Origin of the sequence: Paenibacillus sp. FSL L8-0333 (assembly GCF_037965665.1) — a bacterium.
In the GTDB taxonomy this organism is placed as follows: Bacteria; Bacillota; Bacilli; order Paenibacillales; family Paenibacillaceae; genus Paenibacillus_AQ; species Paenibacillus_AQ odorifer.
The window spans coordinates 6,021,655-6,047,273 of record NZ_CP150186.1; the positions used below are offsets into that span (position 1 = coordinate 6,021,655).

22 protein-coding genes are annotated in these 25,619 nt (G+C 46.5%); 5 read left to right on the forward strand and 17 right to left on the reverse strand.

Annotation, left to right across the window (positions count from 1 at the left end; all coding sequences use genetic code 11):
- Positions 1 to 206: 206 nt before the first annotated feature.
- Both xylB and xylA read right to left on the reverse strand, forming a co-directional pair.
- The gene (gene xylB, locus NYE72_RS26805; RefSeq protein WP_076128710.1) at positions 207 to 1,703 is read right to left on the reverse strand and encodes a xylulokinase; all 1,497 of its coding nucleotides are present in this window, start codon (positions 1,701 to 1,703) and stop codon (positions 207 to 209) included.
- Between the two features lie 187 nt (positions 1,704 to 1,890).
- A complete protein-coding gene (gene xylA, locus NYE72_RS26810; RefSeq protein ID WP_076128712.1) occupies positions 1,891 to 3,207 on the reverse strand; it encodes a xylose isomerase in 1,317 nt (438 codons plus the stop codon).
- A gap of 268 nt (positions 3,208 to 3,475) precedes the next feature.
- Between xylA and NYE72_RS26815 the strand changes: the two genes are divergently transcribed.
- Positions 3,476 to 4,636 (forward strand): ROK family transcriptional regulator, encoded by a 1,161-nt coding sequence (locus tag NYE72_RS26815; RefSeq protein WP_076179356.1) that lies wholly within the window; start codon positions 3,476 to 3,478, stop codon positions 4,634 to 4,636.
- A gap of 192 nt (positions 4,637 to 4,828) precedes the next feature.
- Positions 4,829 to 5,029 carry a hypothetical protein gene (locus tag NYE72_RS26820; RefSeq protein ID WP_036680251.1) on the forward strand — a complete coding sequence of 67 codons (201 nt, stop codon included), beginning with the start codon at positions 4,829 to 4,831 and terminating at the stop codon, positions 5,027 to 5,029.
- Between the two features lie 138 nt (positions 5,030 to 5,167).
- Here NYE72_RS26820 and NYE72_RS26825 read toward each other — a convergent pair whose 3' ends face one another.
- The 7 genes from NYE72_RS26825 to deoC form a co-directional block, all read right to left on the reverse strand.
- Positions 5,168 to 5,401: a glutaredoxin family protein gene (locus NYE72_RS26825; RefSeq protein WP_076128716.1), complete on the reverse strand. Its 234-nt coding sequence runs from the start codon at positions 5,399 to 5,401 to the stop codon at positions 5,168 to 5,170.
- A gap of 32 nt (positions 5,402 to 5,433) precedes the next feature.
- Positions 5,434 to 6,375: a thioredoxin-disulfide reductase gene (gene trxB / locus NYE72_RS26830; protein WP_076128718.1), complete on the reverse strand. Its 942-nt coding sequence runs from the start codon at positions 6,373 to 6,375 to the stop codon at positions 5,434 to 5,436.
- A 183-nt stretch (positions 6,376 to 6,558) separates the two neighbouring features.
- On the reverse strand, positions 6,559 to 8,523 hold the full coding sequence (locus NYE72_RS26835; RefSeq protein WP_076179357.1) for a heavy metal translocating P-type ATPase: 1,965 nt from the start codon (positions 8,521 to 8,523) through the stop codon (positions 6,559 to 6,561).
- 324 nt (positions 8,524 to 8,847) lie between these two features.
- Positions 8,848 to 9,987, reverse strand: a complete 1,140-nt coding sequence (gene aroB, locus NYE72_RS26840; protein ID WP_339210804.1) for a 3-dehydroquinate synthase — start codon at positions 9,985 to 9,987, stop codon at positions 8,848 to 8,850.
- Between the two features lie 817 nt (positions 9,988 to 10,804).
- Positions 10,805 to 11,875: a hypothetical protein gene (locus tag NYE72_RS26845; RefSeq protein ID WP_339210806.1), complete on the reverse strand. Its 1,071-nt coding sequence runs from the start codon at positions 11,873 to 11,875 to the stop codon at positions 10,805 to 10,807.
- A 206-nt stretch (positions 11,876 to 12,081) separates the two neighbouring features.
- Entirely contained in the window at positions 12,082 to 13,374 is a 1,293-nt protein-coding gene (locus NYE72_RS26850) for a homocysteine synthase (RefSeq protein WP_339210807.1), read from the reverse strand.
- Between the two features lie 311 nt (positions 13,375 to 13,685).
- Complete coding sequence (deoC, locus tag NYE72_RS26855) at positions 13,686 to 14,363, reverse strand: deoxyribose-phosphate aldolase (RefSeq protein WP_036680262.1); 678 nt, start codon at positions 14,361 to 14,363, stop codon at positions 13,686 to 13,688.
- 296 nt (positions 14,364 to 14,659) lie between these two features.
- On the opposite strand from deoC, the gene NYE72_RS26860 reads away from it, so the two are divergent.
- Positions 14,660 to 15,001, forward strand: a complete 342-nt coding sequence (locus NYE72_RS26860) for a hypothetical protein (protein WP_076099934.1) — start codon at positions 14,660 to 14,662, stop codon at positions 14,999 to 15,001.
- A gap of 10 nt (positions 15,002 to 15,011) precedes the next feature.
- A complete protein-coding gene (locus tag NYE72_RS26865; protein ID WP_339210809.1) occupies positions 15,012 to 16,004 on the forward strand; it encodes a ketoacyl-ACP synthase III in 993 nt (330 codons plus the stop codon).
- Between the two features lie 75 nt (positions 16,005 to 16,079).
- Here the strand turns inward: NYE72_RS26865 and NYE72_RS26870 are convergent, their stop codons facing one another.
- The 6 genes from NYE72_RS26870 to NYE72_RS26895 form a co-directional block, all read right to left on the reverse strand.
- A complete protein-coding gene (locus tag NYE72_RS26870) occupies positions 16,080 to 16,913 on the reverse strand; it encodes a prohibitin family protein (protein ID WP_036680268.1) in 834 nt (277 codons plus the stop codon).
- Between the two features lie 105 nt (positions 16,914 to 17,018).
- Positions 17,019 to 17,792 carry a hypothetical protein gene (locus NYE72_RS26875; protein ID WP_339210811.1) on the reverse strand — a complete coding sequence of 258 codons (774 nt, stop codon included), beginning with the start codon at positions 17,790 to 17,792 and terminating at the stop codon, positions 17,019 to 17,021.
- 193 nt (positions 17,793 to 17,985) lie between these two features.
- Positions 17,986 to 18,984 (reverse strand): LLM class flavin-dependent oxidoreductase, encoded by a 999-nt coding sequence (locus tag NYE72_RS26880; RefSeq protein WP_038573362.1) that lies wholly within the window; start codon positions 18,982 to 18,984, stop codon positions 17,986 to 17,988.
- Between the two features lie 21 nt (positions 18,985 to 19,005).
- Positions 19,006 to 19,488: an Rrf2 family transcriptional regulator gene (locus tag NYE72_RS26885; protein ID WP_036680276.1), complete on the reverse strand. Its 483-nt coding sequence runs from the start codon at positions 19,486 to 19,488 to the stop codon at positions 19,006 to 19,008.
- Between the two features lie 218 nt (positions 19,489 to 19,706).
- Positions 19,707 to 21,086 carry a SulP family inorganic anion transporter gene (locus tag NYE72_RS26890; RefSeq protein ID WP_256715447.1) on the reverse strand — a complete coding sequence of 460 codons (1,380 nt, stop codon included), beginning with the start codon at positions 21,084 to 21,086 and terminating at the stop codon, positions 19,707 to 19,709.
- A 261-nt stretch (positions 21,087 to 21,347) separates the two neighbouring features.
- On the reverse strand, positions 21,348 to 22,424 hold the full coding sequence (locus NYE72_RS26895) for a bifunctional 3-deoxy-7-phosphoheptulonate synthase/chorismate mutase (RefSeq protein WP_036680279.1): 1,077 nt from the start codon (positions 22,422 to 22,424) through the stop codon (positions 21,348 to 21,350).
- Positions 22,425 to 23,047: 623 nt separating this feature from the next.
- Here NYE72_RS26895 and NYE72_RS26900 point away from each other — a divergent pair.
- On the forward strand, positions 23,048 to 23,593 hold the full coding sequence (locus NYE72_RS26900) for a glutathione peroxidase (protein ID WP_339210813.1): 546 nt from the start codon (positions 23,048 to 23,050) through the stop codon (positions 23,591 to 23,593).
- A 66-nt stretch (positions 23,594 to 23,659) separates the two neighbouring features.
- Here the strand turns inward: NYE72_RS26900 and NYE72_RS26905 are convergent, their stop codons facing one another.
- A complete protein-coding gene (locus NYE72_RS26905) occupies positions 23,660 to 24,001 on the reverse strand; it encodes a 4Fe-4S binding protein (protein WP_036680283.1) in 342 nt (113 codons plus the stop codon).
- Positions 23,998 to 25,608, reverse strand: a complete 1,611-nt coding sequence (locus NYE72_RS26910) for an FAD-binding protein (RefSeq protein WP_339210815.1) — start codon at positions 25,606 to 25,608, stop codon at positions 23,998 to 24,000. Before NYE72_RS26910 ends, NYE72_RS26905 begins: the two co-directional genes overlap by 4 nt.
- Positions 25,609 to 25,619 lie beyond the last annotated feature (11 nt).

Here is a 25,619-nt window from a genome sequence, read left to right on the forward strand (position 1 = left end):
GCCTTTCGCCCCCCGAAACCTTCACTATCTCATGTACAGGCTGCCACTACCTTGGAGATATTCCATACTTTACAGAAGAAAAATGAAAACGGCAACATTTTTGAATATTGCCGTTCATCACCTCTATAAAGAAGATGGTCTTTAAAAAGGCCTTCCGCCAGATGCGAAAGACCTTTTTTATATCAGACAGATTGATAAATGGCGTTTTATTGGCGATATGCAGCCAGCTTGTTATTCAATTCGCGGGTCTGGCCGTAAACTTCCTGATAGAGGTTGAATAGACCATCATAGATTGCCGTTTGTTTCGGATCTGGTTTATAAACATCAGCAGGACGGATAAACGCTTCTGCACATTCCGCAAGGGATGTGAACCATCCGCTTCCATAAGCCGCCAGCATAGCTGCTCCCATTGCCGGACCCTGTTCACTTTCCAGCTTCACGATGGATGCATTGAAAATATCAGCCTGCATTTGCAGCCAAGCCTCATTTTTAGCTCCACCACCAATTGCAATGATCTCTGTAATCTCTTTGCCTGACTCACGTACAATCTCAATGGATTCACGCAGTGAGAAGGTAATGCCTTCTAATACTGCACGTGTAAAATGCGTCAACGTATGCCCTGAATCCATACCAATAAAGCTTCCGCGAATATTCGCATCTGGATGTGGTGTACGTTCTCCTACAATATAAGGTGTGAATAACAGGCCGCCGCTGCCAGCTGGAATAGAGGAAACTCCGCTTAACAGCTCATCAAAGCTTTTGTCCGCCGCAAAGGTTTCTTTGAACCACGTAAGGCTATGACCAGCAGCTAGTGTAACCCCCATAATATAGTAGGCATCTTTTTCACCATGGTTAAAGAAATGGACTTTGCCTTCGAGATTCAAATCTTTATTGCTTTCATAAGAAAGAACTACACCAGATGTACCAATACTGCACATGGTCCGGCCTTCTCCCAATACACCCGCTCCGAGCGCGCCACAAGCATTATCTGCACCACCAGCAAATACCTTTGTTGAAGATAAAAGACCTGACGCTTCAGCAATGTCCGGCAATAAAGTTCCAGTCTGTTCAAAGGATTCTACCAATCTAGGACAAAGAGAAAGCGGAAGTTCAAAAGCCTCTGCGATTTCTGCACTCCATTCTTTAGAACCTACATCCAATAGCAACGTTCCGGCAGCATCGGAGTAATCCATTGCATAATCACCCGTCAACCGATAACGAACATAATCTTTTGGCAGCAGGAACTGATGCGCCTGTGATAATACTTCTGGTTCATTCTCTTGAACCCACAGAATCTTAGGCAGTGTAAAACCTTCCAATGCTTTGTTTCTGGCGATATCGATCAACTTCGTTCCAAGCGTCTTCTCAATCTTACGGCATTGTGCAGTAGTACGGGTATCATTCCAAAGAATAGCTGGACGCAGCACTTGCCCTTCTTTATCTACCAGTACCAATCCGTGCATTTGTCCGGAGAAACTTAGACCGTCTACTTGAGACGGGTCTATGCCTGATACTTCAATCAGACGGCGCAGGCTGACCAGCGTGCCCTTTACCCAATCTTCAGGATTTTGCTCACTCCAGTTCGGTTGGGGTCTGCTTAGCGGGTAGGACTCGGAATGCTCAAAAGCCACCTTCCCCTGCGGGTCCACTAGAACAGTCTTCACTGCACTAGTCCCCAAATCAACACCTATAACGTATTTCATTTTTGACCTCCTAAAAGTTTTGTTAGCATAGACTTCATTGAATTACTTCGAGCAAAACTTACTTCGTAAGCATCTTGCTTAGTTTTTACTACAAAAAGGGGGCTGCCGAAGAATGCTCTCTTCAGCAACCCCCGTTGCATTTGTTCAAACTCGACTCAAAGCCTAAGCTTCAAGCTCCCTATAAGGACTACTCAGCCAAGATGTATTGGTTAAGGGTAGCTCTCAGGTATTCTTGACGTCCGGATTGGTTAGGACGTGGGTTCTCATTGTTCAAAGCATATTCAGCCAAAGAAGCCAATGTTGCTTTACCGGAAACGATGTCTGCACCAACGCCTTCTGTGAAGCTGCTGTAGCGTTTGTCAATGAAATCTTCGAATACGCGATCTTCGATCAATTTAGCAGCAACTTTCAAGCCTTTTGCGTAAGTATCCATACCAGCGATGTGTGCCAAGAACAGATCTTGTGGCTCGAAGGAAGGACGACGTACTTTAGCGTCGAAGTTAATTCCGCCTTTGCCAAGACCGTCATTCTTCAATACTTCATAAAGAGTAAGTGTTGCATCGTAGATGTTTACTGGGAATTCATCAGTATCCCAACCAAGCAGTGTATCCCCTTGGTTAGCGTCAAGTGATCCAAGCATGCCATTAATACGAGCTACACGAAGTTCATGTTCAAAAGTATGACCTGCAAGCGTAGCGTGGTTAGCTTCAAGGTTCAGCTTGAAGTGCTTGTCGAGGTTGTATTTTTGTAAGAACGAAATTGTTGTTGCTGCATCGAAATCATATTGATGTTTAGTAGGCTCTTTTGGTTTAGGTTCGATCAGGAATTGACCATCAAAACCAATTTCCTTAGCGTAATCTACAGCCATGCTGAACAGACGTGCAATGTTATCTTGTTCAAGACCCATATCTGTATTCAGCAATTCTTCGTAACCTTCACGGCCGCCCCAGAATACATAGTTGCTTGCGCCCAGACGTTTACCAACTTCCAGACCTTTCTTCACTTGTGCTGCTGCATGTGCGAAAACATCAGCGTTAGGTGTAGAACCTGCACCGTGCATATAACGCGGGTTAGTGAACATATTAGCTGTATTCCACAGCAATTTCTTGCCGGAAGTCTTCATGCCTTGTTCAAGGATATCAACAATAGTGTCGATGTTGCTGTAGAACTCACGCAAAGATGCGCCTTCTGGTGCGATATCTACATCATGGAAGCAGAAGTAAGGCAGATCCATCTTGTCCATAAATTCGAATGCTGCTTCAGCGCGAGCTTTAGCTTTATCAAGACCACTCAATTTGTCCCAGCTGCGAATTGCAGTTTCAGCGCCAAACGGATCAGAACCGCCAGCAGTTAATGTATGCCAATAAGCCATTGCAAATTTCAGATGTTCCTCCATAGTTTTGCCGGCTACGACTTCTTTAGGATTGTAGAATTTAAATGCATAAGGGTTGGTGGAACGGCTTCCCTCGTAAGAGATTTTGTTCACTGTCTCAAAATAAGCCATTGTGTAATCCTCCTCATATTGTGCTACGCTAGCAAGCGTTTACAGCATCATCTTAACACATCTTTTTGACTTTGTATATTGGTTAAACAAAGTTTTTTTATAAAATTTCCGCCTCTTTAAGTCTCCCTTGCCTATCCGTTTAATATTCAAAAAATCCAACAAACATAGATTTCCTCTTTTCTGCCGATGTATTGCAATTTCCAGCACATCACTCTAGACTAAGTGGCATACAACAAAAGGGAACTATGCTAAAAAGGATGTGTGATTCGTGAAGGTTACCGGAGATCAGGCGCTGGTCAAAAAAATCAATAAATCGATCGTACTACATACTATTCGAAGGAACTCTCCGCTCTCGCGCGCCAAGGTTTCAGAGATGACCGGACTGAATAAAGCTACCGTATCCAATCTGGTGGCTGAGCTATGCGCTCAAGAATTAGTGACTGAAGTTGGACCAGGTCAATCCAGTGGCGGACGTAAGCCGCTAATGCTGCATTTTAACAGCATGGCTGGCAGTGTAATCGGTATAGAGCTACGGGTGAAGCAACTGACAGCCGTCTTATGTGATTTAAGTGGTGGCATTCTTTTCGAAAGCGATTTCTCCCTGGACAATCATGCTCTGCCTTATGTACTGGAACGGATGAAAAAAACAATTTCAGACTTGATTGATAAAGCACCTGAATCCCCGTACGGTATCGTCGGCATCGGAGTAGGTGTCCCCGGGATGGTGGATGAGAACGGGGTTGTTCTTTTTGCTCCCAACCTTGGCTGGGAAATGGTCGACCTGCGGGGTATTTTGGAGGCGGAATTCGCGGTTCCAGTCACTATTGATAACGAAGCTAACGCAGGTGCACAAGGTGAACTGAACTTTGGGGCGGCAAAAGATGTTAGACATCTGCTCTATATCAGTGCGGGTTCAGGGATCGGATCCGGTATTATTATTGGCGGAGAGCTGTACAAAGGTGCAAGAGGATATGCCGGCGAGACCGGACATATGACGATTGAAGCACAAGGCAAGCCGTGCAGTTGTGGGAGCCGTGGCTGTTGGGAGCTATATGCCTCGGAGAAAACCTATGACCATTCCGAGTTCTCCCTCCCTGCTCATACCACACAAGAACTGGTCCGTTATGCAGCCGCTGGACAAGAAGACGCCTTGCGCCACTTCTCATCTATGGGTGAATATCTCGGCATCGGAGTAACGAATCTAATCAATAGCTTTAATCCAGAGCTGATTGTCATCGGTGGAGCCTTATCCGAAGCAGAAGCCTGGTTAGGGGAGCCCCTTCGCCGGGTTGTAGCCGAGCGTACACTTCCTTATCATAAGCAGCAGCTCGAGATTACCTTCTCCAAGCTGGGCAGCCGAGGCACGATGATAGGCGCGGGGTTCTCTGCAGTTATGCATTTTCTAGGCGATATTCGGGTGACCGTTTAATGTAGTCTAATGGACAACGTTTTGCGGGACAGTTTCACGGGTGAAATTCAAGAGCGGATAGAATTGACGTAAAATTGCCGCATTTAGGTGGATCAAAAGTGCAGTAAAAGCAACTTAAATCCTATATAATAAAGGATAAGTTAGTGTGACATTTATCACTACAACCCCTTTTTTGAAATGGAGAGCGAGTCCATGACCTATGTTGATACGTCTGATATCTCGGCACAGATGTTCATCACTGTGTTGCTTTTTCTGCTCATTATTGCCCCTTTGATCAGTCTCGGTGTGCTCCGTTTTTTTCAAGCCAAAAAGAAATCAGGATTCATTCTGATCGGCAGCGGTGTTGCTGTATACGTCCTATTTCAGATCATTACCTCTTTCACTCAAGCTTAAATTGAACTTTGCGATTTACATCATAAAAAATAGCCTGCGCATATTAGCGTCAGGCTATTTTTGTATACTTAGACCACAAAAAGATCACCTCCAAAATGGAAGCGACCTTTTGCAATTTCCTCACAGAAATATATTTAATTAAACAGTCGCCAATGCTTTGTCGAACTGAGTTTTATTCATCCCCACGATTTTGTGCTCACCAATTACAGTTACAGGAACAGCTCTCATTCCCATATCCCAAACCTGCTGCGCGTAATCATCATTCTGCTCAATATTACGCTCTTCATAGGCTACGCCTTTTTCACTCAAAAAGCTCTTCACCTGACGGCAATGTGGACAATTTGTTGATGTATATACAATTACATTTTCCATCATTAGACCTCCTATGGAAGATTACAGTTATGTTACAGAATAACCGCGCTATGTTCCAGACTTTCAATGTATTTCTCAGCATCCATAGCTGCCATACATCCACTGCCTGCTGCCGTAATTGCTTGTCTATAACGGGTATCCTGCACATCACCACAAGCGAATACGCCTGGGATATTAGTTTCAGAAGTACCTGGGTTAGTCATGATATAACCTTCAGTATTAGTTGTGATTTGTCCACCCAAAAATGCAGTGTTAGGATGGTGGCCAATCGCCACAAACACTCCGCTTGCTTCAATGATTTCTTCTTGTCCGGTCTCATTGTTCAGCACTTTTAGTCCACTCACGCCTTTGTCTCCAGAAGTTACTTCCAGAGGAGTACGATTCAGGCTCCAAGCTACTTTAACATTATCGCGAACGCGATCCTGCATGATCTTGGAAGCACGTAGCTCTTCACGACGGTGTACCAGCGTTACTTTGGAGGCAAAACGAGTCAAGAAACCCGCTTCCTCAAGCGCAGAATCTCCACCGCCAACAACCACGATCTCTTTATTACGGAAGAAGAATCCATCACAGGTAGCACAGGTGCTTACACCGCGTCCCACATTATCCTGCTCGCCTGGGATACCGAGGTATTTTGCCGTAGCGCCAGTCGAAATGATCAGGGTATCCGTCGTAAGAACACCCAATCCTTCAACATTAAGCTTAAAAGGACGCTCTCCAAGTTCTACACTGTTCACCCAACCCGTACGGAATTCCGCACCAAAACGTTCAGCTTGTTTACGCATATTATCCATTAAGTCTGGACCCATAATTCCATCAGGAAATCCCGGGAAATTCTCCACTTCTGTAGTGGTGGTCAATTGTCCGCCAGGTTGAGGTCCTTCGATTACTAGTGGGTTCAAATTGGCACGAGCCAAGTAGATAGCAGCAGTCAACCCCGCCGGTCCGGTTCCAACAATTATTGATTTATACATATCTATATCCTCCTTGAGTTAGACGGCAGTGACGTCGCTTCTTATTTAAAATAATTATAATGTAGTCTTAATTATGCTAACTGAAAGCAAAAATGTCAATAAGCCAGACTCCCTCAGGGAAAAATCATTTGTGAACAATTTAATTTTTGACAATAAATAATACACAGTAACATCACTGAACTCTTACCGCAACAATCGCAGCCCATTAAGAATAACCAATATCGTACTGCCTTCATGACCGATCACGCCAAAAGGAAGGGCGATGCCCTGCACAAAGTTACTGATCATCAGAACCGCGATTACTGTTACAGCAAAAATCATATTTTGCTTCACAATACGCTGTGAGCGCCGTGCCAATGAAATGGTCGAGGCGATCTCTTCAATATTATCATTCATAAGCACTACATCGGCGATCTCAAGCGCTGCACCACTGCCTTTCATGCCCATTCCCATACCAACAGTCGCTGTAGCCAGAGCAGGCGCATCATTCACACCGTCACCCACCATCACAACATTACCGTGCTCTTCACGAAGCGCCTTAATATGCTTTACTTTATCCTCTGGTAAAAGGTCGGCAAATACTAAATCTACTCCGGTTGAAGCCGCAATAACTTTTGCTGTAGCTTCCCGGTCACCCGTAAGCATAGCCACTTTAATCCCCAGCTCCTGCAGCTTCCGCACTGCGGCTTCTGCTTGTGGGCGAACTGTATCCTGCAATGCAATCATACCTGCGATATGCTCACCGTCCAAAATAATGGAGACAGTCTTCCCCTCTTCCGCCAACTGCTGCCGTTTAGTTCTCCAGAATGCAAGCTCAGAACTTATCGCAGACGAAGTCAGCTCATCCAGTAAATTGGACTTTCCAATTTTCCAGAGATGCCCGTCAACTTGACCTTCAATTCCCCAGCCAGTGATGGTTTTACTTTCCTGCACTCCCCACAGCTCCAGATATTCTTCCTCAGCTTTACGCACAATGGCTTCCGCCAATGGATGGCGTGACATATGCTCAATGGATGCGCTAATCGCCAGTAATTCTTCCCGGTTGTAGCCTTCAGCTGCAATAAAGTCTGTCACCTGCGGAGTTCCCTCTGTAAGGGTTCCTGTCTTATCAAAAGCTACAACAGAGGTCCGGGCCATATTTTCGAGGTGGACCCCGCCTTTAAATAAAATCCCTTTTCGTGCACTTTTGGAAATGGCCGACAGCATCGCAGGCATAATCGATGAGACCAACGCACAAGGCGAGGCTACTACAAGAAAAACCATCGCTTTATAAAAGGTTGCGCTCCAGCTCCAGTCCAGCAAAAAGGGTGGAAGGAAAATAAGAGCCACAGTCGAGGCAACGACTACCCGTGCATAGATGGCTTCCAGTCTTTTAATGAATCGCTGTGAGTTTGGAACATCCGACTCTGCTTCTTCTACCATCTTAATGATCTTGGAAAAAAGTGTGTTCTCTGCTGATTTCGTTACTTCAATATAAAGCGGACCTTCTCCATTGACCGTACCTGCGAATACTTCGCTGCCGGCACATTTTTCAACAGGCACTGACTCTCCTGTAATGGAAGCCTGATCTACTGCCGATTCTCCTCTGTACACCTTGCCATCTGCAGGAATAAGATCCCCTGGACGTACAAGCAACAGATCTCCAATTACTAACTGATCAATAGCTACCTCGTTCATGCTTCCTTTTTCAATCCGCATGGCTGTGGCAGGTTTCAAGGCCATAAGTGAGGAAATATCCTTCTTACTCCGTTCCATCGTATAGCTCTCTAAAGCTCCACTAAGCGCAAAAATAAAGATGAGCATAGCACCTTCATTCCAGTACCCAATGGTAGCTGCGCCTAGTGCGGCCGCAATCATCAGCAGGTTCACATCGAGATCACGTTCTTTGACGAGCGTCTCAATGCCTTCTTTGGCTTTGTTCCAGCCACCAATGGTATACGAAATAACATAAAGTACTATAGAGAAAACTTCTGACCAGCTGCCCATAGCCCAAGCAAAAAGCATAAGTACTCCGCTGCCAAGCGCAGCCTGCATCTCGGAGTTGCTGAGCATGGCTCTCAGATCGAACCGGCGTTTTGGAGCGCCTGGTTTCTTCATGCTGCCGGAGATTGAGGTTTGCTGGGGTAAATGTTTTGATGTTGCTTGCATAATAATCACCATCCTGAAAGTTTTGTGTAGGATTACTTCATTGACTTCTCTTCGCAACAAAACTTGCTTCGGGAGCATACGTTTTGTTTTGTCTAAATGATAATGAGAGCCATTCTTAAGACCCCTAAAATGACACATGCTGCCCCGGCTTAGCCGGGACAGCATGAATGATAACTATGAGTAGTGAGAATGATAATCATTGTTGCAACAGTACAACTATATTTCCTTAGTGCAACTTATATTTTAATAATACCACCTTGAACGAAAAAGTAAACCCTACCTTCTAGGCTATTTGTCATAAATTTAAACTAACGTTTTCCTCTCTTAGCTGCGTATTTTATTTAAAAGCTCGGATAGGAATTGCTCTTCGACTGGCGTCGAATAAGCTCCACCTTCAAAAGACTTCATCGCTCCAATTCCAGCTTGGAACACAAACCGTATACGCCCTTTGCGAACCTTTTTATCCGTATACATCTTATCAATCAGCATTCTATTTGTAATGGTTGCTGGTATTTCAGTCGGAAGTCCCGCCTTCTTCAACAAAGCAATCACACGCTGAGTTTGGTCAGCCGTTACATACCCCAACTGCTCTGCCAGCTGCACCTGAACGGCGAGTCCAATCGCAATAGCCTCACCATGTAATAATTCATAACTACTTAATGCCTCTAACGCCCGGCCAGCAGTATGCCCCAGATTTAGAATTTGGCGCAGGTTGCTCTCCAGTTCATCCTTTTCCACCACGCTATACTTGATCTCACAATTATGAAAAGCAATCCGTTCGCAAACCTCTCGATCTAATACAAGTTCGCCTTCTGAGGAGACCACTCGCTCCATATTCTGTTCAAGAAACTCAAAAAAATCAGCATCCGCGATGCAGGCATGTTTGATTGTTTCAGCCAACCCACTACGAAGCTCACGTACCGGAAGCGTTCTCCAAGTGGCTAGGTCAATGTAGACCTTTTTAGGCTGATGAAAAACACCAATTAGATTGGTTGCAACCGGTGTATTCACGCCCGTTTTACCACCAATAGAAGCATCCGCTGCTGCTAAAAGGGTAGTTGCATAGTTCAAACTTGGCACTCCCCGACCAAATGTTCCAGCCAAAAAACCTGCCAAATCCGTTACCGCTCCACCTCCTATGGCAAGGATACAGCAATCTCGTCCGTAAGAACGGCTTAATAGCCGGTCCTCCAGCTGTGCCTTCGTTTCTCGGGTTTTAGACTTCTCTCCAGCAGGGAAAGAAAATAACTCCGCTTGAAAATCATTCTGATGCAGTTGTTCCAGCAAGGCTTGTCCATACAGGGCTTCAACTTTTGAATCTGTAATAATCGCGAATTTGCTTACATTCTCGACAATTCCATGTTTCAAATCCTCGATCAGAGCGCCAAAAAGACCTTCCCCAATCTCAATATCGTAAGAATGATCTACGACCTTTTGCAGGCCAACTCTAAAATTTGTAGACATCTACAGCACCCCTATTCAGCAAGATGCTAATAAAATTCGAGCCTTCACTGTCATTATCCTGTTTATGTAAAATGTAAGGAGAAGCTGGGAACGTATGTGGATGTCCTAAAACTAATGTTGTCTGTAGCTACTGGTGATAGTAGAAAGGATCGGTGCAGATTAGTTTGAGTGCGGGGGTTGAGTACGGAGGTTGAGCGCAAAGTATGAATACGACACGAGTGATGAACGTATGATGCAAGTTGCTCGCGTATGTTGCTACTATCGGACTCAGCTGACCCTAATCGCTGATTTTAAACACATTTGGTATTCTAACGGACTCCATTGCAGCTATTGACCTGAAAAGCACCAAATATGTACCTCTTCCTAACGAATAGTGTCTCTGGTGTCCGAAACCATGCTTAAAAAGCTAAAATCAGGCAAATAGCGTCATCTGGGTCCTTAAGCATCGGGGGGCGGAGGAGTGCGGAGGTTAGTGCCTAGTTTGAGTGTTGATTAGTCTAAGTGCAGAGGTGCACGATTAGTTTAAGTGCGGAGGTTGAGTGCGGTGTTTGGGCACATGGTATGAGTACCCGGTATGAGTACGGCGTTTAAATGCAAAGCATGAGTGCAGATTAGTTTAAGTACGGAGGTTGAGTACAGTATTGAGCACGGAGGTTGAGTATAGTGATTGAGTAAAGGGATATATGTACGCTGTTGAAGCAGGCCGCTAACGACCAAAAAAACAAAGCAACGATTCTCCGATAACCGGATAATCGCTGCTCTGAAGTCTTTTTTCGATTCTTATATGAACTGCACCGTATCGTTCATCAGAAAAAGCTTACTGCCTTCCCCCGGCGGCAGTATCCAGCGTTTCTCGCTGCCTGGCGATCCAGATCAGGCAGGCCGCTCTCAGCAGCGCTTCGGTCCGCTGACCGGCGCTGCAAAAGATCCCGCTGAGCCCGATCTGATACAGATCGGCCAAAGCCGACGCCGCCGGTGTCCCCGCGGCGAGCACCACCGCCGCCGGCTTCACGCTCGTCACGGCGGCAAAGATCTTCCCCGCCGCCAGGGCGAATTCCTCCGCGGCGGTCTCTTCCGGCGCGTGTTCGCCCGCCGCGCCGTCCAGCACTAGGAAATCGGCGATACGCGCGATTTCCGCAGCGGCGACAGGCTCCACATCGGGCGCGATCAGCGCCCCGATGCGGCATGCCGCCGCATAAGCGTGGCCGAGTGTCTGATCGGCCACGTCTTCGATGAATTCGCGCTTCGCGGCGAATTCGGCTGCGCTTGCGGTGTAGGCGACCAGCAGGTCAAGGCGGCAATCGCCGCCTTGCCGCTGGCTCTCCGCCACCGCAGCGAACAGCGCTTCGAGCTGAGCGTCCTGAAGCGCGGCAAGCTTGGCGGGCTGCGCCACCGCAAGTGACTCTGGATGCAGCAGGGTGACCGCTGCCCATTCGCCATCCGGCGATTCGAGCAGTTCGGCAGCAGCTGCGCGCAGACGATAAGAGATTCGCTGCAGAATCCGGGCTGCTTGCAGTTCATCCTCGCTAGATAACCAGTTCTCATAAAGACAGAACAGCTCTGGTTCCAGCAGCCATTCCTCACTCCTTATCAAACAAGGGCCCGCTTGAGCAGTCCTTGTTCCTTCCCGTCCAGCAAGACGTTCTTCTCTTCCTTCACGCAGCACTAGGAATGTCGATGGTTCCCCCGGCCGCTTAAAATAAGACCGCTTCAAAGGCTCAATGACATCCCTCTGCTCTACTCCAGCGATAAATTCTGCGGCAGCCGAGGCTACGGACCCAGCTTGGCTCATTTCCATTCCCACAGTCCGATCACCAGCCTTATACATGAACTTGAACGGGCGCTCTTCACTACTCCGCAAACCATCCTGCTGACGTTCACCCTTCATCCTCGCACCCACCCTTTATCTTTGGATTGCTGCCGGTATGCCAAGCTATATAACATAAGCGACCGACATTTCATTACCTCACTTATAAATACGGGAGCCACACCTGAAATATGCAAGCGTTGCCAAATCCGATGAATATTCCAACTTTTTTACGCAACAAAAAAAGCATCACCGCAGAGCGGTAATGCTTTTCGAAATATAAACTTCTATTGTTGACTGGCTGCAATAGCTTGCTCCAGATCATAGATAATATCATCAATGGATTCCGTCCCGATCGACAAACGCAGCAATTCCGGCGTTACTCCGGCTGTGATTTGCTCTTCATCCGACAGTTGTGCATGTGTTGTGCTTGCTGGGTGGATGATCAATGACTTGGAATCACCGACATTCGCTAAATGAGAGAACAGCTTCACATTCTCAATCAATTTACGTCCCGCAGCACTTCCACCTTTAATACCGAAAGTTAGGATCGCTCCTTGGCCTTTAGGCAAATACTTTTGCGCTAATTCATGAGATGGATGCGTAGGAAGTCCCGAATAACTTACCCATTCCACATCGGAGTGTGCCTCCAAATATTGCGCTACCTTCAGCGCATTCTGGCTATGACGTTCCATCCGCAAATGAAGAGTCTCCAGACCTTGCAGCAGCATCCAAGAGTTGAACGGAGAAATCGCCGCCCCTAAATCGCGAAGCAATTGAACGCGGGCTTTAATAATATAAGCAATCGGGCCCACCGCTTCCGTATAAACCACTCCATGATAGCTTGGATCTGGCTCCGTAAGACCTGGGAATTTACCGCTTCCCTTCCAATCAAATTTACCACCGTCAACAATAATCCCACCAATGGATGTACCATGTCCACCGATGAATTTGGTTGCTGAATGGACAACAATGTCCGCGCCATGCTCAATGGGACGCAATAAATATGGACTTGGGAACGTATTGTCTACGATGAGAGGAATCCCATGTTCATGGGCAATCGCTGCAACTGCCGCAATATCCAGAACATTTCCCTGTGGATTGCCGATTGTTTCTGCATACAAAGCTTTGGTCTTATCTGTAATCGCAGCACGGAAGTTCTCAGGATTATCCGAATCTACGAAATGAACCTTAATACCAAGCTTAGGCAGTGTTGTCGAGAAAAGATTATAAGTTCCGCCATACAGGCTTGCAGCAGATACAATTTCATCCCCAGCGCCGGCAATATTTAGAATGGAAAAGGAAATAGCCGCTGCCCCGGAAGCTGTAGCAAGCGCACCTGCCCCACCTTCAAGTGCCGCCACGCGCTGTTCAAATACATCCGTAGTTGGGTTCATCAGCCGAGTATAAATATTACCGAATTCTTTTAGCGCGAACAGATCCGCTGCATGATCAGCATCACGGAACCCGTAGGAAGTGGTCTGATAAAGCGGTACAGCACGTGAGAAAGTAGTTGGATCAATTTCCTGGCCTGCATGAACAGCCAAAGTTTCAAACGACAGCTTGCGATCTTCTGACATAGGTATTTCCTCCCCTATAATTAAGTATAGAAATGATTAACAATTTTGAATTGTACTCATTCTCTCACAAACCACATCATTTGAAAAGAAAAAAATCTCATTATTCCGGTGTGAATTATTGTACTTTGGTCAAATGCTTCTGCTAGTGTTCTCTACCTACTGGATAACGCTTTCAATATAAATTAATAAAAACCTCAACCTTATGTATAAAACACAATTCCTAATCAAACTGATCGGTTAATAGCTTGAATCAGGACAGCGGCGATTGAGCTTGTCCTCCTCACTCGCCGCTTCCGATTCAGCCCCTCGGCTTAGTAATTGCTTTGGCTTGTTTCGCCTTTAGCAATCGCTACACCACCACTAGTTCCAATACGGCTTGCACCTGCTTGTACCATTACATGTGCATCTTCTGCACTACGTACACCACCGGAAGCTTTTACACCGATATTAGGTCCAACTGTAGCACGCATAAGCGCGATATCTTCTTTCGTTGCCCCGCCTGTAGAGAATCCAGTGGATGTTTTTACGTAATCTGCTCCAGCCTCAACAGATAGCTTGCAGGCACGAACTTTTTCTTCTTCCGTTAACAGACAAGCCTCAATGATGACTTTTGTCAGTGCTTTGCCACGAGCTGCATCTACAACGGCTGCAATATCACGTTTAACCAGCTCATCGTTGCCATCTTTTAATGCTCCGATATTGATGACCATGTCCACCTCGCCAGCACCTTTAGCGATAGCATCGGTAGTCTCGAATGCTTTGCTCTCTGTTGTCGATGATCCCAGCGGGAAGCCGATAACTGTACATACTTTAACCTCAGGCGTATCTTTCAGCACTTCATGGGCAGTAGCTACCCAAGCAGGGTTTACGCAGACAGAAGCAAACTTATAAGTTTTAGCTTCCTCCGCCAATTTAATAATGTCTTCTTTCCGTGCATCTGCTTTAAGCAGTGTATGATCAATAATCCCCGATAGTGTAATTTCGCTCATTTTATTATTCCTCCATGATTTGGATAGTAGTTTTTTTCATCTCTGTAATCATACCAATAGAACTCTGCTTTGCAAAGCAAACAGGGTGAGCATGCCTACCTCAAACCTTAATTTGTGCAGATTTTATGGATTTTAAGTAGTTTATCATTCCCTAAATTATCTTTTTAAAAAAATAAAGGTTTAATCCCCTAAACTTTCCCAATTAAAAATACGATAATAGTCTTAGATAAATAGGTTTTTTTATCCTATTCATCAAAATTTTTCTTAGATAATACTTAGGAGGAGATTAATCAAAAATGGGAAACTTCAATTTCGCCACAAATGCTGCAGATCAAAAACTGAATGTACAAGTCGAAGGAACTATGTCGCCAGAAGATGCAGGACGTTTCATTAATGAGTACAACCAAATCATAAGTGCATTCGACCCGAAACAATATGAGATCATCCTAGATTGCAAGACATTGAATGTATCCTCAAAGGACACACTTCCCATGCTTGAGCAATGCTACATACTGTATAAACAATCCGGATTTAAAAAAGTAACCTTTATTATTGCCAAAAGCCCTGTCCTAAAAATGCAGCTAAGCCGAGTGGCACGGGCTACGAAATTAGAAAATTACGAAATTATTGAAGCATAGGAGGCGCCACTTGGGACATATAGCGATTCGCCAAGCTGCTTATTACCACCCAGAGCATATCGTAGATAACGAATATTATCTGAAGCATTTTCAGAGTATAGGCAAGGACATCAAACGATTCCTAGAAGTCATGGGTCGCGACCGGAGATACATCGTAAAAGAACAGGGTGAAAATGCCCTGACGATGGGATTAAAGGCTGCCCAAAAAGTGCTTAGCGAAGCGAATTTGCAAGGTGAGGATATGGACATGATCATGTTCGCTTCACAGACGCCAGAGTACACCTATCCTACCAATGCACTTCTACTACACCGTATGCTTCAAGGTAAACACCGGACCATTACGCAGGATTCCAATGCTAACTGCGCAGGAATGGTATCTGCCGTGGAGCAGACAAGTCGTTATATGCAAGCCAATCCCAGCATCAGGTACGCACTCGTCGTAGGAAGCGACTACAGTTCAGTGAACTGCAATACAGATGATGAAATTACTTACCCTAACTTTGGGGACGCCGCAGCAGCAGTGATTCTGGAGCGCAGCAACGAGCATGCAGGCTTCATAGATTCCCTTTATTACACCGATTCTGAGGGCTCCGAGAATATTATGTTCCCGGCCTGCGGCCTGTCGAATATTTATCAAGAGGGTATGACCCCAGAGCAGATTCGAATACGGTGGACCCCTTTTGACGGTACTGTGTGTGTAGACGCAGCTATAGCGGATATGAAAGAGCTTCTCTCACGCAACGGTCTGACTACGGACGATATCTCTGCATTCTGTCTTTCACAATTCTCACTGAAAAATATCGAGCTCATCCAAATCGGACTCGGACTAACCGCAGAGAAGTTCATTTATGTAGGCGACGAGTTCGGCTATACAGCCACAAGCAGTCCTTTTATCGCCTTTCAACGCGGAGTCGAGGACGGACGAATCAAACGTGGCGATTATGTCTTCTTTTGGTCAGTTGGCGCTGGCTGGCAAATTCCTACGATGCTTTATCAATATTAATAGTATAAAAAGCCCTACTTCTATAGAAGTAGGGCTTTTTCATCAAAGGAAATAAATCAGAAACCCAATAATGAATTATTTAGTCAGGGATTGAACATCCACAAAAGGTGTGGCTCCCCCTGTTACAGATGGCAGCACGCCGTTCCATTTTTCCAGCGCTTTCTCCTGAACCTCAATTTGCTTCAGCTGCACCAGCTCAGGTGTAACCTCTTGCTTCTTAAGTCTTAAAGATTCAGCCTCTGCTTGCGCCTGGGCGATTTTTTGCTTCGCTTCAATTTCAATCCGCCGGAGATCATTTTCGGCCTTCAATGCCTGCTGCTGGGCGACCTGCTTTGCTTCAATCGACTGGTTAAATGCCTCCGAGAATTTAAAGTTAACGATGTTAATATCGTTGACGATCAGGTCATATTTTGCCAGCCTAGCGGTTAAGTGCTCACTAATCTCACTCGACACTACATCACGACGCGTAATCAAATCCTCTGCTGGATATTTGGCTGTCACTTCTTTAACGATTTCTTGAATGGCCGGATTGATAATTACACTATCAAAATTACCTCCGATATTGTTCATCAGATTAAAGGCGGAAGCCTTATTTACGGAATAGTTCACCGCCACATGTGTGGACACGGGCTGAAGATCCTTTGAAGAGGCTGAAGTATCGGTCTCCGCCTTCGTTACCTGTGTATTGACCTGAATCACCGTTTGGATAAACGGAATTTTAAAATGAATGCCGGGTGACAATGTATTGTCATTTAATTTACCAAAGGTTTTGTACAAACCTACATGCCCATATTCCACTGATACGAAAGAATTCGCGCCAATCAACAATACAATGAGCACCGCTGCAATCCCGCTGACTATTTTTCCCGGGCGCAGCTGTTTCAATTTCGGATTCATTTGCATATTCATCCAATACCCCTCCTAGATTATGGATAATCATTCAAGCTTAACCGTCTATACGGAGGTTTGGGGTAAATGGTCGCAGGAAATATTTCAACAGCAGTGGTCATGGCGTTACCGCTCTGGGATCAGTCCTTCTACGGTCAACCGAAATCTTCTGCTCTGCTTGTCCCCGATATTAGAAGCTTCATATATTCCTTCATCCGTTAGCACCACGGAGTCTGCCTTTAAAGCATCATTAACGTATGTTACCTCAGCGTGATCAATATTCCAGCGATAAATATAGGCACTCATCGGACTTCCATGTGCGGCTACCCCTTCAAAGGATCCATCCTGATCAACATCCAGTTCTTTGGAATGTCCGGTATCTATTTGCAGCAAACCCGAGGGGTTACCGCTCTCGTCGATTAAATAATAGTTACTGTGCGAGTTATTTGCTCCTAGTCCTCCGGTGATTTTCAGCACCTTTTCGCTAAACAACCGCACTACTTCTACCTTGATATCCTCCGGTTGACGATAATTATAAGTTCCTATCGCCCCTAGACTGTATTGTCCTTTGGAAGTAGAAGTTCTGGCATACACATAGTCTTCGTCACTAGCCATCGTATACACACTCACTTTGACTCCTCCGAAATCCTCCAGCTTCTTCTCTGCAATCAAAGTAGCGCCTGTGGGGGGAGCACTTAGTTGAGAGACTATGGGCATTGTATCCACCAGCCTCCACTCCAGCTTAATGAGGTTAGCAGCGGTGTCTGTTGGCTTCGGTCTTGCGGTGTGGTAGTAGTCACCCGATTGAAGGGGGGATGGGTCAACCTGATGTTGGCAACCTGCAAGCAGATTCATTAGAAGCAAGGCTGTCAGCGTAATGGATTTATGTAAAGGAAACATCTCTTGATCACTTCCTAGCCTCTTTTTATAATTTAATCTTTCATTAATCATAGATGAAGTTAGGAATTCAAATGTTACTTTTAGGAGGCGGTAGGGTTAATTTATTGTCTTTTGAGGGTATGCATCGATCAAAAAGCTAAATTGGCATACAAAAAACCCGCATGAAATGCGGGTTAAGGTTAGCTATCAAGAATCAAGAGCCTAGCAGTTCACGCGCCAGTAGTCGGTAAACCTCTAGCCGTTTCTCCTGCGAATGTGGGATGCTGCATATCATTGCTTCTTGGAATCCATATTGTGCTTGTTCTTCTTGCAAACGTACGGCGATGTCTTTAACCGCACCAACCAAATGAATCTTGCGCCCTTCCTTGATTGACATCCGGTCAATTTCCGATAACGAAATGTTCTGAGCTTCTTCTGGTGTCAGCACCTGAGTAATCCGGCCCTTACTCATCATCAACCGAAAAATATCCTGCGGTAACGCTTCATACTCAGCTTCTTCCTTCGTTTCTGCTGTGGTCACCATATAGGATACACTGATCTCTGGTTTGTCCATAAAGATAGAAGGCTGGTAGTTATTCCGGTAATGGTCCAAGATCTCATTACTCATCGCACCATTAAAAAATTGTGCAAAGGAGTATCCGACTCCCATTTGTGCAGCTTTTCGCGCACTATTGCCGCTCGAGCCTAACAACCATACTTCAGGGAGCGCCACCTTCGTTGGAGCAGCGAGATTTTTGGCATATAGCTCATCTTCCGGAATCTGATCACTAAGCAGTTGCATGGTAATGCCAAGCTTGTCATACATATTATGCAGCATTAACTCACGGCCTTCAGATAAAGCGTACATGGCGCTTGTATCGCCACCAGGAGCTCGTCCCACACCGAAATCAATTCTCCCCGGGGAAAAAGCACTTAACGTTTTAAATACTTCCGCCAGCTTAAGAGGAGAATAATGCATCATCATTACACCGCCGGTGCCGATTCGAATACGGTTGGTCTTGGCGGCTAAACGGGCAGCCGTTACTTCCGGAGCTGAGCTAGCAAAAGTATTTCCGCCATGGTGCTCTGCCATCCACATTCTGCTATATCCCAGCTCATCTGCTAAAATAGCCAGTTCTTCTGCTTTATTCAGGGCACCTTCCGCTGTGTTACCGCTTGTCACGGGTGCCTGATCCAATACGCTTAATCTCATGCGAATACATCCCTTCTTTGGTTAGATGACCATTTTATTGCTGACCCATTCCTCTAAGACTGCAATCTTATCTTTAAAGCGTTCAGCACGCATTTCCTCCGACAACGAAGCAATAGTCTCTCGCTTTAATACTGCTTTCCAAGAGGATTCAGCTTCTTCCATCAGATTCGTTAACAGGCAGCAGCTGTCTTCTTTTTCTAAATCCAACATGTCTACCAGAATCCCATTCGATGAATACAGCGACTGCTGGCCTTCCACCGCGAGGTAAACGTCATATACACGAATATCTTCAGGGCTTTTCTTTAATTTAAAACCGCCTTTAATGCCAGGAACAGACGTGATGATGTCTGCGGTTACCAGCTTTCTTAACAGTTTCTGAAAATAGGTCGCCGATGCTCCGAGCTGCTGGCTAATCGCTTCCCCAGACAACACCGCCTTATCCGGCAGCATGTTGAGTAGAACCAGTGCATATACCGACTGTTCTACCCCTGTTTTCATATGCATGTACAGCACCTCGATTTACGTAAATAGCTTGATTCAAACTGTAGATAATACCGTCCGCGTATAAAGCGGATAAACATTATCCACTTTATACTTTATATTATTTTAAATCCAAAGTAAAACCTTGCTGGCCTTTTCTTTCAGAAAATATCTGCTATAAAAAAAAGATCACGCACATAGCGCAATCTTTTTTGAGGGTATCCGTTATTTTTTTGTATGTCCTACTGTAATGATAATCCCACCCGCTGAACCAGCTGTGAGCTCTGGTCATTAAGTCCTGTAATGGTGACTTTTTTTCCATGCTCGGCGTATTTGCTCATCGTCTTCGCTATGGCATGGACAGCGGATTGGTCCCACACATGGGAGTGTGAAAAATCGATAATAATATGATCAGGATCGCTTTCGTAGGCGAATTCATGAATGAAGTGGCTTGTCGTGCCGAAGAACAGCTGGCCGGAAACCGCATATGTCTTGGAAGAGGTTGCTTCCTGAACAGTTAGGCGGATCGAAGCTATTTTCCAAGCAAACGTTAAAGCACTTAGCAGAACCCCAAACAAAACCCCAATAGAAAGGTTGTCTGTAACCACCACGGTGACCACCGTCACAATCATAACCAGCGCATCGCTTAGCGGAACACGGGTTAAAGTTTTGAGTGAGCCCCATTCAAAGGTGCTGATACAGACCATTATCATTACGCCGACGAGCGCGCCCATCGGGATCTGCTTCACCACATCTCCAAGTACGATAATTAGGAATAATAAAAAGATTCCTGACACAAACGTGGACAGACGCGTGCGTCCTCCTGACTTCATGTTAACCATCGATTGGCCAATCATCGCACAGCCTGCCATCCCTCCGAAAAAACCAGTGACTACATTTGCAAGCCCCTGTCCCTTCGCCTCTCTGTTCTTATCACTACCTGTGCCCGTAATATCGTCTATTAAGGTGGCAGTCATCAGTGATTCCAATAGCCCAACTACGGCCAGTGAAAGTGAATATGGCAAAATAATAAGCAGAGTATCCAGCGTGAACGGGATTTGCGGGAGATGGAATAGTGGCAAAGTTGCTGTAATATTCCCCATATCGCCTACGGTTCTTACGTCCAGATGAAGAGCGATGCTAAGAACAGAAACGATAACGATCGCTACAAGTGCTGAAGGTACGGCTTTGGTAAACCGAGGAACCATGTAGATAATAAGCAAGGTCAGAGCTACCAGTCCGTACATCACCCAGCCTTGTCCTTTAAAATGGGTAAGCTGTGCCATAAAAATCAGTATCGCCAGCGCGTTGACAAACCCTGTCATGACCGGCTGTGGCAAAAACGTGATAAACCGCCCCAGCTTTAGCATCCCCATCAATATCTGAAACACACCAGCCAGTACAGTTGCCGCGAACAGATACTCTATTCCGTGTTCTAGTACGAGACTTCCGACTAACAGAGCCATAGCTCCCGTAGCCGCCGAGATCATTCCGGGTCTGCCCCCGGCAAGTGCCGTTACAATCGCAATACAAAAAGAGGCATATAAACCAACCATCGGACTTACTCCCGCCAGGATCGAAAAAGCGATCGCTTCAGGAATCAGCGCAACGGCTACGGTCATCCCCGATAAAATATCGGTTCGAGTGTTAGAAAACCACCCATTATTTAAGGTAAGCTGCTTCAAAATCTATTTTCCTCCTGTGACTATTAAAATGTGTGGATCTTTTGTCAGAAAAGACCCGGGGCCGGTGCAACGCTAATGTTGCTTATTGTACTCGACCCACCTTCACCTTCACAAAAAGATTAGTTAGACTTGTAAGCGCTTATACACCTCATTTTCTAGCGAATCCTTAAAATATCATGCAAATTCTATATTTCTAGATTACCGGTACAATCCGGAAGCTTTCACTTCATTAAAGAAGGTGTTGAATTCATCAATGTTCAGCTGCTGAGCGGCATCAGACAATGCGGTTGCAGGATCAGGATGCACTTCCACCATAATGCCATCAGCTCCAGCTGCGAGTGCGGCTTTCGCACATGGAATAAGGATGTCTTTGCGGCCTGTCGAGTGAGTTACATCAACCAATACTGGCAAATGGCATTCCTGTTTGAGAATTGGCACTGCTGAGATATCAAGCGTGTTGCGGGTCGCTTTTTCATAGGTGCGAATTCCACGTTCAATCAGCATGATCTGTGTGTTTCCACGAGACATGATGTATTCCGCTGCATGGATGAATTCATCGAGTGTGGCAGCCAATCCACGTTTCAGCAGCACCGGCTTGTCGACTTCTCCGACCGCTTTTAGCAGCTCGAAATTATGCATATTACGTGCACCGATCTGGATGATATCCACATAATCAAGCGACTCTTCAATATGTCTTGGATCTACAATTTCGCTGATGGTCAGCAGTCCATATTCATTTGCTGCTTCTCGTAATATTCTTAAACCGTCCATTCCCAGCCCTTGAAAATCATAAGGTGAAGTCCGAGGCTTGAAGGCACCGCCACGCATTACACGTACTCCGGCTTTTTGCAGGGCGGCAGCTACGGTGCGAGTCTGCAGTTCACTTTCCACGGAGCAAGGACCGGCTACCATCAGTGAAGAAGCACCACCAACCGTCACATCTCCCGGCAGAACAATCACTGTATCCTCTTTGTGACTCTTGCGGGCTACCAGTAAAGTTTTTTTATGATCATCTGTTTGTAAGTCCAGAGAAGCTGAGAAAATTTGTTTGAAGAGGCTACGGATCGTCCCGTTAGTGAAAGGGCCTTTGTTGCTCGCTACGAGCTTATCCAGCATCTGTTTTTCCCGTTCTGGATCAAATTTAGGGACACCTTGTTTTTCTTTAACTACTCCAATCTCCTGAACAATCTTAGCCCGCTCGGAGATCAGCTCCAGCAATTGCCCATTAATTTCATCCAGACGACCTCTAAGAACATCCAATTCCACGTTACTCATTACCCTTCCACTCCCTCTTTTTGTTATAATTTGGAACGCAAAAAGGCCCCCCGTCGCAAGGGACGAGGAGCCGTGGTACCACCCTTATTTAGAATTAACCCGAATACTAGCACAAAGGAATAGAATCTCATGTTCCCCTGACTAAGAATTAATTCTGTCTTTCACCCGGTAACGCGGGGCGCGGGCCTCCCTACTCATACCTGCCACAACCTGTGACAAACTACTTCAGGGGCCGACTCGGAAGTGAACTTCGGCATTAATCGTCTCATGAGGGTGCTCTCAGTCTCCGGCACGCCTTCCCTGTTAAGATCCGCTATAATGCTTACTCTCTTCGTCATAGTCCTTATCTATGTCAGCGCGGCTTTTGCGCTGGTTTCTGCTATCTTAATCAAAAAACGTTCCCGATGCAAGATAATAATGGAACGCAGAGTAGCTTTAACGCAATAAATTTTTTTGACTGATCCATACCCATTATCTATCCTATTCCAACCTGGCAATTACGGTTCCAATTCCTTCAAGCTGTATTGTTTGACAGCGATAATTGAATTGTTTACAATTTAATTATTATAAATATTTCCTGTTCTTTTTCAAAAAGCATAGATAACTGAAGGGATGTAGCAGCCATGAGCATTTATCAATATTCAGCACGCAGTATTCGGGGAAAAGATATCGAGCTAGAGCAATACAAAGGTAAAGTACTACTGATAGTGAACACAGCAAGTAAGTGCGGATTTACCCACCAATATTCAGATCTGCAAAAGCTTTATGAGCGGTACGAGGAACGTGGCCTCCAAATTCTCGGCTTTCCTTCCAATCAATTTGGAGAGCAAGAACCCGGCAGCAATGAAGAGGTTAATGTATTTTGCCAAATCAATTACGGGGTAACCTTCCCACTCTTTGAAAAGGTTGACGTAAAAGGCGAAGCTAAACACCCTCTTTTCGCCTACCTAACAGAACAGGCTGGATTTGAAGGGTTCGATATCAACCATTCTTCAGGAAAGCTGCTGCAAAGCATGCTTGAAGACAAAGATCCAGAGGCTCTGAACAATGACGAAATCAAGTGGAACTTCACTAAATTCCTGATTGATCGCGAAGGCAATGTTGTCACTAGATTCGAATCTACGGTGGACCCGCTGGATATTGAACCAGCTATCGAAGCCCTGCTGTAAGTTTCTAATATATGAAAAATCCGCCTAGCTTTCGGGCGGATTTTTTGGGTTTAAGCCTCTGCTTATTCATGTACGGTACTGCTCGGTAAACACTTCAAAATAAGGAGTCGTATCCCTCTCCGCCATCGAGCCATTCGCACCTGGTCCCCAGCCGATTTCAGCACGCCAGCTTCCCAACGCGCCTGACTGGATTAACGCCTCCTCATTTACACCGATCAGCTGATCCGCCTGTGGTGCCACGTATAAAGCATCTACAGGACAATAAGCTTCACACATGAAACAGGTCTGGCAATCTTCCTGACGGGCAATGACCGGAATCTTCCCCTGCATTTCGAATACGTTCGTCGGACATACTTTCGTACACAGCTTACAACCAACACAACGCTCCAAGCTGATTAATTCGATCATATCGCTTGCCCCTCCTTCAGCGCATTCAGTTCATGAGCATGGGGCACAGCCTCTGTACTGATGCTTATATGTTGAATACCGGATAAGATTAGCCGGTGAGTCTGGCGCGGATCAAGCTCCGGATATTCCGCTAGCTTTTGCAGTCCGCGGGTCTCTTTCCGGGCGAGTGCCGCGGTGTACATCCACCTGCCGACCGCGAGCATAGCCGCGGCTTCACGCGATTGCACGATGCCCTGAACGCTGGCAGGAGCCTGCCCGTTCAAATAGGGCATCAAGGCATTCAGCCGCTTCAAGGCTGAAGAAATGCCTAGCTCGCTGCGGAAATAATTGATCTGCAGCGGCAAGATTTCACGCTGGATTGCCGCGATTAGCGGCTTCACCTCCAGCGTTTCCGAGGCATCGGCGCCAGCCGCCAGCCCGTAGCGTCCCGCTGCGGTCAGCTTGCGGCTGTTCGCCTGTCCTCGGCAGGACAGCGCATGCTGCGCGGCTCCCTGTCCAGCCCAGCTTCCGCTGCACATGGCCCAGGAAGCGTTATAAGCCCCGCCGCCGGAGATAGCGCCGGTCACTTTCTCGCGAGATGCGGCATCTCCGGCCGCATAGAGTCCGGGCACGGTCGTCTGGCAATCCGTGCCGCTCAAGCGCAGACCCCCAGTGCCGCGCATCGTGCCCTCATAGCGCAGGGTGAGCGGGAATTTCTGCTTAAACGCATCAATTCCCGCCCGCTCCAGCGGCATAAAGAAAATCGGATGCGCTTTGCGCAGAAAATCCTGTTTCTCCGCGGTGTCTGCCAGATCCAGCGAAGCGTAAACCGGACCCTTCAGCATCAGCTCAGGAATGCTGCCAAAGGTCCGGTCCCCTCTATGCAACGGATGACCGTCCGCATCATAAAGGGTGGCCCAAGCCAGCATGCGGCCACGTGTTACGGTTCCGTCCGCAAAGCTTGGCGCGTATTGGCGGCTGAATTCCATGCCCGAAAGATCAGCTCCCACCTCTGCGGACATCAACAATCCTTCCCCTGTCAGCACGTTGCAACCAAGGCCTTTGCTGAGAAAAGCACAACCTCCGGTAGCCATCACAACGGCATTTGCCTTCACTTCCCAGGACTCTCCTGTCAGGCGGTTGATCCCACGCGCTCCACCAACACCGTGTTCATCGTGAAGAAGTTCCAGCGCTGGTGACTGATCAAGAATTGTGACCCCTGCTTTGCGCACAACTTTTCGCATAATCCGCATATATTCTGGTCCATGGAGATGGGTACGCAGTGAGTTTCCTTCTTCATCCTTCGGAAACGGATACCCCCACTGCTCCACTTGAGCCAGGTTCTGCTCTACCTGATCCAGCACCCGGTGAATCCAAGCATTCTCCGATAAATATCCGCCGGCCTTAAGTCTGGCTTGCACTGCCTGCTCCCGCAGCTCGGCAATGGGAGGGATCACGAGCAATGTTGTTCCACCCGGTGCAGTTGCGCCACTTGTGCCCAAGTAGCCCTTATCCGCCAGGACTACCTTTGCACCTTGCGAGGCTGCACTCCATGCCGACCACGCCCCAGCAGGACCTCCGCCAAGCACGAGGACATCCACTGTCATTTCCTTCTTAAGCTGCGACATCTTTTTTCCTC